This window comes from Dokdonella sp. (assembly GCF_035703485.1).
Taxonomy (GTDB): Bacteria; Pseudomonadota; Gammaproteobacteria; order Xanthomonadales; family Rhodanobacteraceae; genus Dokdonella.
In genome coordinates, this window is sequence record NZ_DASSYD010000205.1 from 1 (window position 1) to 14,275 (window position 14,275).

Consider the following 14,275-nt stretch of genomic DNA (forward strand, 5'->3'; position numbering starts at 1 on the left):
CGGGCAAGCGCTGCTTGACCATGGCTGCCAGACAATCGGTCGGCACGACATCGAAACCGGTACCGGGGAAAACCACGACGCCGGCATGCTGCGCCTGCTTGTGTGCCCGATGGCAATGCGCAAACACATCGATCTCGCCGGTGATATCGAGATAGTGAACCCTGTTGCGCAGGCAGGATTCGAGCAGCGGCTGGAAGGTTCGTGAGAACGGCCCGGCGCAATTGAGCAGGATGCGCACACCGTCCAGCTTGCGATCGATTTCTGCGCCATCGTTCAGCTCGAACACACGCCGGGTCAGCTTGTGCTCTGCGGCCAGTTCATCGAGGGCATCATGATTGCGACCGCCGAGTACGGGTTTGAGACCACGCTTGACCGCTTCGGCAACAATCAGTTTTCCGGTGTAGCCATTCGCGCCGTAAATCATCAACGGGTCCATCAGCCTGCTCCTCGCGCACGAACAACTTGCATGAGCTTGCGGAAGTAGAGCTCCGGAAACCAGCGCTTGAGTCGCCAGCTGCGACGGACGACAGCGCTCGGCAGAATCAGGAATTCCTTGCGTTCGACACCCTTGTAGATGACTTCGGCGATATCGGCCGCGCTTTCCTTGGCACTGCGCATCAGTGCCGTCGCCATCTTCAACGAGGTATTGTCGGGTGCGCGAAAGCCTTGCAGCAGGTTGGTCTGGAAAAAACTCGGACAGACCACGGAAACCTGCACGCCGCTGCCATCGAGATCGGCACGCAAGCCTTCCGATACCGTGACCACGCCGGCCTTTGCGGTTGCATAGGTCGCCATGCCGGGCCCGCCCGCCAATGCGGCGAACGAGGCGATATTGACGATATGACCTCCGCCCTGCTCGATCAGCACCGGGCCGAACAAGCGGCAGCCGCGGACCACCCCGAGCAAGTTGATGTTGAGCATCCACTGCCAATCGTCCATCGATGCGTTGAGCACCGAACCTCCACCACCGACACCGGCATTGTTGATAACCAGATCGACGCCATCCCAGGCCGCGAGAACCATGTCACGCAGGGCCTCGAAGGATTCGTCATCACCGATATCGACCTGCAGGGCCATCGCGCCAATACCGAATCCGGTGATCAGTTCGACCGTCTTCTCGGCTCGATCAAGTTGAATATCGGCGCAGGCAACCCGCCAGCCGGCTTCGGCATAGCGGAATGCCAGGGCACGACCCAGCCCGCTGCCGGCCCCGGTGATCAATACACGTCGTGAGGAATCCATGGTCGCCCCTTGAATCGATTTGGATGGATTATGCTTGCGCTTTGACAACCGTTGTCATTCGACCCGTGGAAACAGGTCGGGCGGCAATCCCGTGTGCCAGCAGGCCCGTCGATCGATGTTCGCGATGGGCCTACCCAAGCCATGCACGCGGAATGCAAACTACTTGCAAGCTGGCAACGGGCTTCCAAAGCAACGCTGCCATCCTACTAGGACATTGAATGCAACGGCCAACCTGGATTGAACGAATCGAGTATCCACTTCGCGCCGGTCTGCTCGCTGTCGCCGTGCTGGCCAGCGTCGCCCTGCCCTACTGGATCATCCGGAGTAGCGCGAACTCGACCCTTGAGGCTTCGAGCCGGGTTGTCGACAGTGCCAAGGTCAAGGGCGCCATTCTTGAGCTGCAGGTTGCGCTGCGAGATCTCGAAAGCCAGGTGCTGTCGCGACTGATTGAAATTCCCCGGCAATCCGGCAGAAAAACATACCGGGCCACGCGCGATTCGATCATGCCGCTGCTTGACCAACTTCGCGATGTCAGCGCGAACAATGCCGCACAGCAGAATCGTATCGGCGCACTCGGAGCGCTGATTGAAGGCCGGGTCAAACTGTACGACCGAGCGATGGGAAACATGGAGGCGAGAAACTTCGACGCCGCAACCGCCGATCTCAAACAGGCGGCCAGCATGTTTGGCTCACGCCAGGCTGCAAGCGATATCGTCACTGCGGAGAACGTGCTCTTTCTCGAGCACAACGAGCAACTTGAATCGGCTCAACGGCATGCCCACTGGGCGGTTGCCGCGGCCCTGTTCGCGCAACTGATGCTGCTTGGCTCGGTCATCTATGTATCGGAGCGACAGACCCTGCATCGACGCTCGGCGGAATCACGCGCGCGCCTCGCCGTGGAACGCTCGCGACTTATCGTGCAAACCCTTCGCGAACCGATTGCCGTACTCGACCCGGAGCTTCGCGTCCTGATGACGAATGCGGCGTTCACCGAGTTCTACGCGCAGGCCGACGAGCCGATTGAAGGCGGTCCCCTGGAAAAGCTCGGCGGCCACGCCTGGGAAGACCCCGAGCTGCATCAGCGCTTGCTCGATGTTGCTGCACGTGGTCGTGAGATCTGGGATTACGAGCTGGAACAGCGCAGCAGTGACGGTATCAAACGCATCGTCCTGGTCAACGCGCGACGCATGGATGTCTCCGATGATGCGCATTTCGACGACAGGCCATCGATCTTGCTCACGGTCAGCGATGTGACGGCACGCAAGCGCTACGAGGAGCAAATCAAGGAGCTCAACGAGGACCTTGAGACGAAGGTCGCACAGGTTTCCGAAATCAATCGCGAGCTCGAATCATTCAGCTACTCGGTATCCCATGATCTGCGTGCGCCGCTGCGTCATATCGCCGGCTTTTCCGACAAGCTCGAAACACATATCGCCGACCAGGCCGACGACAAATCACGCCACTATCTGGAAGTGATTGGTGGCGCCGCACGGCGCATGTCGGTTCTGATCGAGGATCTTCTCGAGTATTCACGACTCGGTCGCAGTGCTTTTCGCGCCGAGGCCGTCGACATGAACGAAATGGTTGCCGAGCTCCGCGCCATGCTCGTATCGACCAACGAGGGACGATCCATTGAATGGAAGATCGCCGATCTCCCCGTCGTCGTCGGCGATGAAAGCATGCTCCAGAGGGTTTGGCAGAACCTGTTGTCGAACGCGGTCAAGTACACCGAAAATCGCGAACATGCACTCATCGAAATTGGCTTGAGCGAATCCGACCCTGCTGAAACGGTTTTTTTCGTGCGCGATAATGGGGTTGGTTTCGACATGGCTTATGCGGGCAAGCTGTTTGGTGTCTTCCAGCGCCTGCACAAGGCCAGCGAGTTCGCCGGTACTGGCATTGGTCTTGCCAACGTGCGCAGAATCATCAATCGACACGGGGGCCGCAGCTGGATCGAAGCTGAACCGGACAAGGGTGCGACCGCCTACTTCTCACTTCCGACTGCCGTCGGAACCATTCGCAATGGCGATGTTCAAGCAAAGGTTTTGAAAACATGAATCGAGAGATCCGCACCATCCTGCTGGCCGAAGACAGTGCCGCCGACGCCGAGATGGCGATCGACGCATTGCGCGAAGCGAAGCTTGCGAATCCAGTCATCCATGTCGAGGACGGCGTCGAGGCACTGGACTATCTGCTTTGTCGCGGAGCCTATGCAGAACGTGGCAAGGGCAATCCGGTTGTCGTCCTGCTCGATATCAAGATGCCGCGTCTGGATGGCCTGGAAGTGCTCAAGCAGATGCGCGAAAGCGAGCTGCTCAAGCGTGTGCCGGTAGTCATCCTGTCCTCGTCGCGCGAGGAAAGTGATCTTGTTCACAGCTGGAATCTTGGCGTCAACGCCTATGTGGTCAAGCCGGTGGATGTCAGTCAGTTCTTCACTGCCGTACAAACCCTCGGCCAGTTCTGGGCCGTTCTCAACGAATTCCCGCAACAGGAATAGGTGCCCATGGCGAATTCCGAGTCGCTTGAATCGCTGCGCGTCCTGCTCGTCGAAGATGACGCAAACGATGCTGAACTTCTGATTGACGAACTGCGCAGCGGTGGCCTGCAACTGGACTCGCGTCTGGTCGACACCGAAGCAGATTTCAGCACGGCGCTTGATGAGTTCGACCCGGATATCGTGGTCTCGGATCTGAGCATGCCGGCTTTCAGCGGCTATCGTGCGCTGGAGTTGCTGCGCGAGCGCTCGGCAATCGTTCCGTTCATTTTTGTATCCGGCACCATGGGTGAGGAAGCCGCGATCAAGGCGCTCAAGTCCGGCGCCACTGACTACCTGCTCAAGGAACGCATTGCACGCCTGCCCTCGGCGGTCGAGCGCGCGGTGCAGCAGGCGCGCGCCGAGATCGCGCGCGAACATGCCGAAAAAGAGCTGATGCGGGCGCAGCGTTTCGAGAGCCTCGCCATGCTGGCAGGCGGGCTCAGCCACGATCTGCGCAATATCCTGCAACCTTTGTTGCTGACTGCAGAAGCAATGAAGGAAAACGACGACGAGCGGTTGCGCAAACATGGCGCCCTGGTCGGCGATTGTGCCAAGCGTGGCCTTGAGATGGTCGCCTCGATGCTGTCGTTCGCGCGCGGTGCCAAGGTGCAGACTGAGCAGGTCAAGCTGTCGGCCCTGTTCGACGCGCTGGCCATGCTTTTGCGCGGCAGTGTGCCGCGCAATATCGACCTGGTGCTGGAAAAGCCTGCCGATGATATTGCCATTGAAGGCAATCACACCGAGTTGCAGCAATGCCTGTTGAATCTGTGCCTGAATGCCCTGCAAGCGATGCCCGAAGGCGGCAAGCTGCGCCTCTCGGCCGAGCCGTCGCCGATCGACGAGACCTTCTTCGTCGACGATGAATTGCAAACACCGGGGGCCTATCTCAAGGTTCTGGTCACCGATACCGGCGTGGGCATGCCCGATGAGGTGCGCGCCAATCTGTTCCGCCCGTTTTTCACGACCAAGGAATCCGGAACCGGTCTCGGCCTGGTTTCCTGCAAGCGCATTGTCACCAATCATCGCGGCTATCTGCGTGTGCTCAGCGAGCCCGGCAAGGGCACCACGTTCGAGATCTACCTGCCCCTGGAAAGTGCAGATTCCGCCGAGCAGAACGGGGTTCCGATTGCGGCTGGCCGCGGTGAGCGCGTTCTTGTGGTGGTTGAAAGACTCAGCAAGCAGACCATGCTTTCGGACACTCTCGAATTGAATGGCTACGAGGTCACCACGGCCGGCAGTGGCTCGCACGCAATGCAGAGAATTGACGCATTGGGCACGCCCGATATCGTCGTCATGGATGCGGATCTGGCCCTGATGAGCGGCGTGCGAACGATTGCTGCATTGCTTGATCGCAACTATGACGGCCCGCTGATTCTGCTTGTGCGTGGCAACGATGTGATTGATCGTGACGGTCTGCCGCCGGTCCGGCGGATCCGCTTCATCGAGAAACCGGTGTCAGTCAACCTGCTTCTGCGCAGTGTCCGCGAGGAACTTGATGCCGGTGACGAAACCGACGCCTGATCGCGCTCAGCGTTTTCCGGACTGGTTGGCGAACAGGGTCTCCGAGCGCTGGAACAATATCCACGATGTGGCGATGTATTTGTTGCCGCCGCTCGGCTTGTTGCCGCGATGGGTGTGGGTAAATCCAGCCGGCGCAATCAGCAACGAGCCTGTCTGCGGGACGATCTTGCGCTGCTGGTGGAAGAACTCGGTTTCGCCGCCGCCAAAGCCGTCGTTGAGATAGATCGACCAGAGCAGCACGCGGTGCAGGGTTTCGCCGTTGAGATCGCCGACCTTCGGATACAACTCGCAATGCCAGTACGGATAGCCGCCTTGATCGGCGAGGTACTTCTGGATATTGATCGTGCCAGGTCGGAACACCTTGACCATCAGTTTCTGCAGACGCTCGTCGGGCATGCCGCGAATTGCCTCGGCATCGAGTGCAACGAGTTCGCCGCTTTGCGCATCCGGCATCTGCAGTGACAGCGGCGCGATCGCGGTGTACGGGTATTTGCGCACATAGGTCATCAGCGCGCGCATCATCGCGCTGTTGAGCAGATTGGCCGCGTTGACCCACTCGGGATAGTCATTGATGCAGATATCCCAACTGTCCTTGAGTTTGGTATTCACACCGCCGCCGGTTTGTCCACGGACCGCCTTGCCGCTGGTCTCGAACTGCCGGATCAGCGCCTGGCAATCGCGTTCACTGATCGCGTTGTCGTGGACCTCGATGAAATCACCGCTCACGTCTTGCTCCGGCACCTTGTCTGCGCATCCGTCACCGAACGACCTCCTGCTCGAAGCCGTTGTCAAAAATACGGTCATTTTGCGACGCGCGGCATTGTGAGCCACCGGATTCGACGACGATGTTGTCGATCGCCCAGCCACCCGGCCTTGTCGTATTGCTGTCGCTGGTCAGACGAAAGCGCAAGCGCAGATTGCCGACGTTGTCGGTATTCGATGGCAAGTCGATGCGGTTGTGCTGCCAGCTCGTGCGGCCCGAGCATTGATAGAGTGATGTCCAGCTTCCGTTGTTTACGGAATATTCGACATGGCCGAAGTCCCAATTCCTTTCGGTATCGCAGCGATCATCGAAAGCCAGCGTGCTGTCGGCGTAACCGGTGAGATCAATCGTGCGCAACAAACTGCTGTCCAAATCGTTGCCATAGTTGGGCGTTGCCCAGACGTAGCTCGAATTGCCGGTGGCGGCCTGGCTGCGCACCCACGGCGGCTGCGACGACCAGCCATTGCTGCCGGATTCGACATCGTCGGCGAACACCGTGCAGGCATGAAACAGGGCGATATCCCGGGTTGTCGTATTCGCACCGGTCAGACTCACACCGCTGACATCCTCGCTCAGGTAGCCGGGCGGGGCATCAACATGGATGTCGACCGTGCCAGCAAGCATCGGCCGCGAATAGCTGCCATCAATGCCACTACTGCGCCCGCTGCGGCTTTCGCCGGTACTGGTGTTGGTCACGCGCAAGTTTGTCGCCAGCGGCGTCGCGTCACCGCGAGCCGTGATCGTGCCCACCAGATTGGCGATATCGCTGGCCTCGGCGACGTCGACAAACACCGCGTTCGGCGTGCCGGCCTGGGTCGATGCATCGGTACCCTGGACGAACAGCAAATGTCGACCGCTGCCAAGTGCGCCTGAGGCGATACTCGCGCTGACCTCCTCAGCCGGGCTGTCAAAAGCGCCGTCTCCAGCCGCGAGTGAAGCGACCGGCAGACTGCCCTCCCACGGCAGACCATCCACAAAAGCCTGCGCCGAGCTGATGTTCTGGATCGGCTCAGCACCATTGCTCTGATTGAACTGGCTGTCATCGATGCGCGCGGTCAGCGCAATCGGGGTTCCCGCAGCGACCAGATCCGGGCTGGCTTCGATTCGAGTCACATCCGGACCCGCCGGAAGCAGGTACGGCGCATGCAGGCTACGCGCGGCGTAACGCAACGCGGCGAGGTTGTCGGGGATGGTCTTGGCGAGCAACGGCGCACAAGGCTCGAAGAACTCGATGTCGAGTTCAAAGGTATACGCAGGTACACCCAGCGATCCGTAGAAACTGTCGTCGGTGGTGCCGTCCGTCGGATAGAGCGTGTCGGATTGCTCCGGGGAATAGCCGTTGAACCAGGCCAGGCGTCGACCAAAGGTTTGCAGCGCCGGGCCGTTTGGCGCCGCGCTGGACCGATCGCCCCACGACCACAACACCAGATTCGCGTAACTATGCATGTCGAGGAACATGCCGGGATAGTCGGACGGCGCGGCGTCGCCGCCATCGCCATTGACGTTGGTCGGATGCAACGGGCCATCGCGCAGATCGGGAAAAACGCCGCCGGTGCAGACGCCTGCATCGGTGCAGGTGCCGGCGACATAGGCGACCAGAGCGTTGGTCTCGGGCTCGGACATCGCGGACGGGCCGCGATAGGTCTGGTCGCAGATATAAGTGCTGGAGCCGCCCTGGCCCGGAACAATGCCCCAGTGGAACGGGAAGTTGCGATTCAGATCAATGCCCGAGTCGTCGCCACAACTCGCACTCGCCGTATTCGTGTTCTTGCGCCACAAAAGCCCGCTTTCGGCCTTCTTGCGGCCATCAGGATTGGCCTGCAGGATCAGATGGAAATTCTCGTGATCGACCAGCCAGGTCGCCTCAGGATCACTGCCGTAGTTATCTAGCAGCCATTCGGCAAAATGTGTATTGACCTCGGCTGGCGCGTATTCGCGCGCATGGATCGAGCTGAACACAACCATGTTCGGCTTGTTCGGGATCGCCAGGTCGGTGGCCGAGTTGCCGATGCGCAACACGCGCATCTGGTAGCCCGCACTCGCGTTCTGCGTGCGCTCCCAGGTCGGACCGATGTCGATCACCTGAGCCAGAGTGGGATGCGCCGCAGCAAGCTGATCCATGCTCGCGTAGGTTTCCTCAACCGTGCGATAACAGGAGTAGCCCGGAATGCCACTGCCGCGCACTCGCTCAAACGCTTGCGCGTAGAACGTGCGCATGTTCGCCGTCTTCGCCATATCGACGCCATAGGCAATGCCGAGTCGGCCGAGTTCGGCAAGCTGGGCGTCATCGGCAATCAGACTGACCGTGTGATGCTTGCGATCGACTTTCAGATGCTGGAACAGCGGGGCGATGCGGGCCAGATCCGACGGATTCTTCCAGTGCGCGTCGATCGCCCAATCCTCGGCTTTGACTGTGGTTGCAGCGAGCAAGGCAAAGGTTGCGATCAGGATAATCCCACGCATACATCGTTCTCCGGTTCCGCGAAGCCGGGCATGATAAGGCAATACTGATCACGTGGCGCAATGCCGGACGGTGATTGCATTCGAAACGCGACGCAGCCATGGCTCAAACCGTGAGCCACTACTCGTTAACGAGTCGCCCGTTCAATGATGTTAGTTTTCCCGGTAAATTCCCGAGCAAGGCCATGGCGATGCGTGTTTTGTTGGTTCTGATGTTGTGCATTCTTGCGAGCGGCGGCGTCTATGCCGCATCGGGCTCCGTGCTGATGGATTCATCCAGCCTGGCCCGCCTGGCCGATGCCGAACCCGGGGCCGCGATCGAGGTCGATGCGTTTCCAGCCGGCCCCGGCATCACCACCGCGATTACATTCAAGCGCTTCGAGATCTATGCTCCCGGCGCCCGCATTTTCGTCGTCGATGCACAAGGCAAACATGAGATCCCGCGCAGCTCACGCATTCATTTGAGTGGCTACAGCAAGGATGGCAGCACACGGCTTGGACTGTCTTTCGACGCGGATTCGAGCGCGCCACCCTACGGCGCAGGCTCGGGGCCGAATGGCGCATTCGAGTTGCACAGTGAGCGCATCGGCAACGGCTGGCGCTTGCGCGCGATCAGTGCCGAGGAATCACTGCCCGCAGGCGTCAAGGCAAAGTTCGAGGCCAACGAAGATTCATTGCCGAACCCGTATGCGGACAGTGGCATGCTCGATCATCTGCTCGTCGAACAAGCCCCGCTGGGTACTTTGCGCAACGCGGTTGTCGCGGTCGATACCGATACCAGCTTCATGACCAAACGTTTTGCCGGCAACACCACGTCGGCAACAGCATGGATTGCCGATCTGATCGCACAGATGAACGTGATGTACCAGCGCGATCTCGATGTGAACCTGTTGCAGGGAACCACGTTTTTGCGCACGGCTTCCGACCCTTATGCAAACACCGATTCACCGGCCAGTTCAGCCATGCTCAACGAATTCGGCAACTACTGGTCAGCCAATTACAGCAGTGGCGGCAACGCGGTAGACCGGGCGTTTGCCATGTTGTTGTCGGGCAACTCCAGCAGCGGCAACAGCGCCTCTGGTATCGCCTGGGTCAATTACTATTGTCGAACTTCAGGCAATGGCGGCAGCTACAGCACCAATCAGATTTTCACCAATTCCCAGATCCCGGTTTCGCTTTCCGCTTCGTTGGTCGGCCACGAGCTCGGCCACAATTTCGGTGCGGCGCACACGCACTGCACGAACACCACGACCGGCTTGTTTCCGACCGGTTCAAATACCATTGATCAATGCTCAACCGCCGGCAGCGGCTGCTATTCGGGCACCACGAGTTGTCCTTCCAGTGGTCCCGGCGCGCCGCGCGGAACCGTCATGAGCTATTGCAACACGTTCAATAGTGGCGCTTGTGGGCAGAATGTGCAGATATTCCATCCGACCCACATCACTGCGCTGCGCGTGCGCATCGCGGCGAACACGCCGAGTTGCCTCAGCCTCGGCAACGACACGATTTTTGCCAATGGCTTCGATTGATTCGGCGACCAGGAATCAGGACCACATCGTTGTTCGAACCGTGCTACTGGCTATTGCGTGTAGCCGAGGAAGTCCAGGCTGGCCTGCAGCATCGCCTCGGTGCCGGTTTTCAATGCGCCCTCATCGACGAAAAATCGTGGCGAATGGTTGAAGGCAACCTTTTCAGTATCCTGGTCCTTTGGCGTTCCGCCGACGAAGAAGTAGACGCTCGGCGCCTTGGCGCCAATTCCGAAATACGGGAAATCTTCCGACGCAGTCCAGCGTGAGGCTTCGAGCACGTTGGCCTTGCCGAGCACTTTCTGCAAACTCGCGGTGACCCGCCCGGTCAGGGCCGGATCATTGAAGTTGACCGGATTACTGGCGTTGGCGATCGGTATTTCCATATCAACAGTCGCGCCATGGGCCTTGGCGACGTGATCGGCAACCCGTCGCAACTCGGCCAGGGCCTGATCGCGCATGTCCGAATCAAAGGCGCGCAAGGTGCCTTGCAGCGAGGCGGTATCGGGCACGATGTTGAAACGCTGGCCGCCATCGAAGATACCGAAGGTGATAACGACCGGATCCTTGTTGATGTCCATGCGCCGACTGACGATCGATTGCGCCGACATCACGATATCGGCGCCAGCGACGATCGGATCGATGCCGCGCCACGGCGAGGCGCCATGGGTTTGCACGCCGTGCACGGTCATGCGGAACGTATCCGAACTGGCCATGATGCCGCCCGGACGCAGGGCGACATTGCCGACGTGATACGAGGAGGTGACGTGCATGCCGAACACCGCGTCGGGCTTGAAATCCTTGAAAATGCCCTCCTTGACCATGAGCTCGGCACCGCCGTCCTCACCGGCCGGCGCGCCCTCCTCGGCAGGCTGGAAAATCACCATCACTTCACCGGGCAGATCCTTGCGCAAGCTGGCCAGTGCACTGGCCACGCCGAGCGTTGACGCCATGTGCACATCGTGGCCGCAGGCGTGCATGACGCCGACCTGCTTGCCCTGGTATTCGCCCTTCACTTTCGAGGCGAACGGCAGATCGACTTCCTCGGTCACCGGCAACCCATCCATATCGGCGCGGATGGCCAGCTTCGGACCGGGCTTGCCACCCTTGAGAATACCGACGACACCGGTATGCGCGATGCCGGTATGCACTTCGTAACCAAGCTTCTTCAACTCGGCGGCGATGAGTTTGGCCGTACGCGTTTCGCGATTGCTCAGTTCAGGATGTTCGTGGATGTCACGACGCACGGCGGTGATGTGGTCAAGGCGCGCATCGACCATCGCTTCCACCGGACTCTCCGCACCGAAAGCGGCGGGAGCAGCAAGACACAGGCAGACAGCAGTGCAAAGTAGTTGGCGGCGCATGGTGATCTCCCTGTTGTTTGAGCTTGCAAGAAACCAGCAAATTCGCGCTTCTTCCACCAGCGGGAGAAGGAATTGCTGCGTTGAGCCAAAAATGTTCGCGGACCCAATCAATAGGTCAACACGCCTTGAAACGCAAGCACAGCGAGAATGCGCTCTCGGCCCTAACCGTGATGCTCGCGACCGAGATATTCCTCGCTCTGCATTTCAATCAGTCGCGATTCGGTACGCGCGAATACAGCGCGGTGGCGGCGGCCGTCATAGAGATCGATGATCGGCACCGCCGCCGAGAGCACAAGCTTGACGCCGTGATCGTAGAGCTCGTCAACCAATTCGACAAAGCGTTGCGCGGCATCCTCGGTTTGCGGAGTGAACTCGGGAACGCCCGAGATCAACACGGTGTGGTACGAACGGGCGAGGAAAATATAGTCGGCAACGCCACGCGGGCCCTCGCAGATCGCGTCGAAATCGAACCATATCGCGCCATCGCCTTCGCGGCGAACCGACACCGGTCGATCATTGACCATGAGGGTCAGGTTTTCGCGCACATTCGCATGCGCGACACGCTGGAATATCGCATGCATTGAGCGCTCGGCCTGGGCGTCAGGTGGCGTCAAATAGACCGGCGCATGCTTCAGTGCGCGTAATCGCCAATCGGTTGGCGAGATCATTTCGACAATCTCGCAATGATTTTCGAGCAGGCCGATTGCGGGCAGAAAGCGTTCGCGCTGCAGACCATCCTTGTACAGATTCGCCGGCTCGGTGTTTGAAGTTGTAACCAGCACCACGCCATCGGCGAACAAGGCCTTGAGCAAGTTGCCGAGGATCATGGCATCGCCGATATCGAGAACAAAGAACTCGTCGAGACAGAGCACGCGGGTCTTTTCGGCAATGCGTTTGGCGACGGTGATCAGCGGATCGGATTGCCCACTCAGATCTCGCAGCTCGGCATGGATGCCCTGCATGAAACGATGAAAATGCACGCGGGTCTTTTCCTTGATCGGCAGCGCCTCGAAGAAAAGATCCATCAGAAAGGTCTTGCCGCGACCGACCCTACCCCACAGATACAGACCCTGCGGCGCTTCAGGCTTGTGTCCACGCAGACGTTTCCAGAGTGACAACGAGGTGTCCTCGGCCAGCGCATCGAACATGCGATCGAACGCGGCCAGAGCGATGTCCTGGGCTGGATCAGCGCTCCATTTTCCGTCGGCAACCCCTTGCGCATAACGCGCACTCGGTCGCACGGAAACCGCATTCATGCCGGATCGTTCGCCTTCGGCAAATGGCTGCGCATCGCGTTCTTGATGGCACCGCGCAAATCCATCAGGCGGCGGTGGAAGAAGTGGCTGGTTTCAGCCATGCGCACCAGTTGCGGGGAGACTTCGAGTTGCTCGACCCAGTCGAATACGGTCTGCGGATCAACGACTTCATCATCCTCACCTTGCACAACAAGCCAGGGACAATCCGGCAGTTCGATCGTTTCAAATTCCCAGCGCCCGACTGGCGGCGCAATCGTGATCAGGGCATCGGCATCGAGATGCTTGGCGTTGCGCAGGGCTACATAGCTGCCGAACGAAAATCCTGCCAGCCACAGCGGAGCATTCGGGCACACCTTGCGCGCCCATTCAACGATGACACCAAGATCGTCGCTTTCGCCTATGCCTTCATCGAATTCGCCTTCCGATTTGCCGATTCCGCGAAAATTGAAGCGCACGGTATCGAGACCGAGCTCGCGCAACGAACGCTCGATAATCGTCACGACCTTGTTGTGCATGGTGCCGCCATGCAGTGGATGCGGATGGCAGATCACGGCGATGCCGCGGGCCGTGGCCTGGGCATCTTCGCCCTCGCTCTCCGCCGGTTCGGTGACAACCTCGATGACGCCAGCCGGTCCGGGTAGCAGAAAGTGCGCGGATTCCGCAGGGAATGAGGTTGGGGTTGTCTTGACTGGATTCTTGCTCATGGGGCGCATGATACCGTGAAGGCCTCCATACGCCTGCAGCAGCGATGAATCATCTGGCCCACGCCCTGCTTTCCGGCCCCGACAAGGCTATTCAGCTCGGTGGATGGCTGGGCGATTTCGTCCGCGGCCGGATTGATTCCGAACTGCCGATCGGGGTCCAGCGCGGCATCGCCCTGCATCGCGCCATCGACACGTTCACCGATAGCCATGCCGAGATTCGCTCGCTACGGGCCTTGTTCGAGCCTGCCTACCGGCGCTACGCCGGCATCCTTGTCGATATCTGGTTCGATCATCTGCTCGCCCGCGATTTCAGTCGCTGGTCGGAGATTCCGTTGCATGTCTTCAGCGACGCTTCGCGGAAGTTGCTGGATGACAACATCAGCATGCTGCCGGACTCCCTGCACCGATTCGGCCGTTACATGCACGCCCGCAACTTGCCTGCTGCCTATGCGGATCGCGAAATGATCAGCGAAGTGCTGGTTGGCGTCAGCGCAAGATTCAAACGTGAAAACCCGTTGGCGCAAGGCTTGATTGAAATCTCGCGACTGGAACACGAACTCGCTGAGGCGTTTGCCGGATTCTTCCCGCAATTGGTTGGCTTCGCGGCGCAGTGGCGCGCGGAATCTTCGCCGACGGAATTCACCTGATCCTTGCGCATTCGTCGCCACTGCCATTCGACACGCCCAGCACAAGCTCGGCCATGGACAGGCAGGGGCCCGGTACCCCATCACACGAACGACCGACTCCTCTCGATCAAAAGCAAAGTCACTGGACCCCTGCCTGCGCCTGTCTCTTGATCACATCTTTGGCATCATTTCTTGGGCAAGGTGATAGCCCTCAATGCGTTGTTGTAGGCGCGCCCAACCCCGCCACAGGGCATCCCAACCCGGACGTCCTGTTCGC

12 protein-coding genes are annotated in these 14,275 nt (G+C 59.6%); 5 read left to right on the forward strand and 7 right to left on the reverse strand.

All coding sequences use genetic code 11. From position 1 onward, the window contains the following. The coding region (locus VFN25_RS15675; RefSeq protein WP_325143577.1) for a saccharopine dehydrogenase NADP-binding domain-containing protein at positions 1-436 on the reverse strand (436 nt) is incomplete at its 3' end. Beyond that, positions 436-1,242 (reverse strand): SDR family oxidoreductase, encoded by an 807-nt coding sequence (locus VFN25_RS15680; RefSeq protein WP_325143579.1) that lies wholly within the window; start codon positions 1,240-1,242, stop codon positions 436-438. The genes VFN25_RS15675 and VFN25_RS15680, both read right to left, overlap by 1 nt. A 218-nt stretch (positions 1,243-1,460) precedes the next feature. Between VFN25_RS15680 and VFN25_RS15685 the strand changes: the two genes are divergently transcribed. Genes VFN25_RS15685 through VFN25_RS15695 form a run of 3 tightly spaced genes read left to right on the forward strand, consistent with a single transcriptional unit; the run spans position 1,461 to position 5,299 of the window. Further along, positions 1,461-3,299, forward strand: a complete 1,839-nt coding sequence (locus tag VFN25_RS15685) for a sensor histidine kinase (RefSeq protein WP_325143581.1) — start codon at positions 1,461-1,463, stop codon at positions 3,297-3,299. Further along, on the forward strand, positions 3,296-3,739 hold the full coding sequence (locus VFN25_RS15690) for a response regulator (RefSeq protein WP_325143582.1): 444 nt from the start codon (positions 3,296-3,298) through the stop codon (positions 3,737-3,739). Before VFN25_RS15685 ends, VFN25_RS15690 begins: the two co-directional genes overlap by 4 nt. A gap of 6 nt (positions 3,740-3,745) precedes the next feature. Further along, positions 3,746-5,299, forward strand: coding sequence for a hybrid sensor histidine kinase/response regulator (locus VFN25_RS15695; protein WP_325143584.1), 1,554 nt, complete (start codon positions 3,746-3,748; stop codon positions 5,297-5,299). Positions 5,300-5,305: 6 nt separating this feature from the next. Here VFN25_RS15695 and VFN25_RS15700 read toward each other — a convergent pair whose 3' ends face one another. Beyond that, positions 5,306-6,025 (reverse strand): 2OG-Fe(II) oxygenase, encoded by a 720-nt coding sequence (locus tag VFN25_RS15700; RefSeq protein WP_325143586.1) that lies wholly within the window; start codon positions 6,023-6,025, stop codon positions 5,306-5,308. 31 nt (positions 6,026-6,056) lie between these two features. After that, positions 6,057-8,525: a M14 family zinc carboxypeptidase gene (locus VFN25_RS15705; protein ID WP_325143587.1), complete on the reverse strand. Its 2,469-nt coding sequence runs from the start codon at positions 8,523-8,525 to the stop codon at positions 6,057-6,059. A 182-nt stretch (positions 8,526-8,707) separates the two neighbouring features. On the opposite strand from VFN25_RS15705, the gene VFN25_RS15710 reads away from it, so the two are divergent. Further along, the gene (locus VFN25_RS15710; RefSeq protein ID WP_325143589.1) at positions 8,708-10,051 is read left to right on the forward strand and encodes a M12 family metallo-peptidase; all 1,344 of its coding nucleotides are present in this window, start codon (positions 8,708-8,710) and stop codon (positions 10,049-10,051) included. A 50-nt stretch (positions 10,052-10,101) separates the two neighbouring features. Here VFN25_RS15710 and VFN25_RS15715 read toward each other — a convergent pair whose 3' ends face one another. The 3 genes from VFN25_RS15715 to VFN25_RS15725 form a co-directional block, all read right to left on the reverse strand. Then, the gene (locus VFN25_RS15715; protein WP_325143590.1) at positions 10,102-11,412 is read right to left on the reverse strand and encodes an amidohydrolase; all 1,311 of its coding nucleotides are present in this window, start codon (positions 11,410-11,412) and stop codon (positions 10,102-10,104) included. 161 nt (positions 11,413-11,573) lie between these two features. Next, a complete protein-coding gene (zapE, locus tag VFN25_RS15720; protein ID WP_325143592.1) occupies positions 11,574-12,668 on the reverse strand; it encodes a cell division protein ZapE in 1,095 nt (364 codons plus the stop codon). Then, positions 12,665-13,372, reverse strand: a complete 708-nt coding sequence (locus tag VFN25_RS15725) for an alpha/beta hydrolase (RefSeq protein ID WP_325143594.1) — start codon at positions 13,370-13,372, stop codon at positions 12,665-12,667. Before VFN25_RS15725 ends, zapE begins: the two co-directional genes overlap by 4 nt. A gap of 44 nt (positions 13,373-13,416) precedes the next feature. Between VFN25_RS15725 and VFN25_RS15730 the strand changes: the two genes are divergently transcribed. After that, the gene (locus VFN25_RS15730; RefSeq protein ID WP_325143596.1) at positions 13,417-14,019 is read left to right on the forward strand and encodes an ACP phosphodiesterase; all 603 of its coding nucleotides are present in this window, start codon (positions 13,417-13,419) and stop codon (positions 14,017-14,019) included. Positions 14,020-14,275 lie beyond the last annotated feature (256 nt).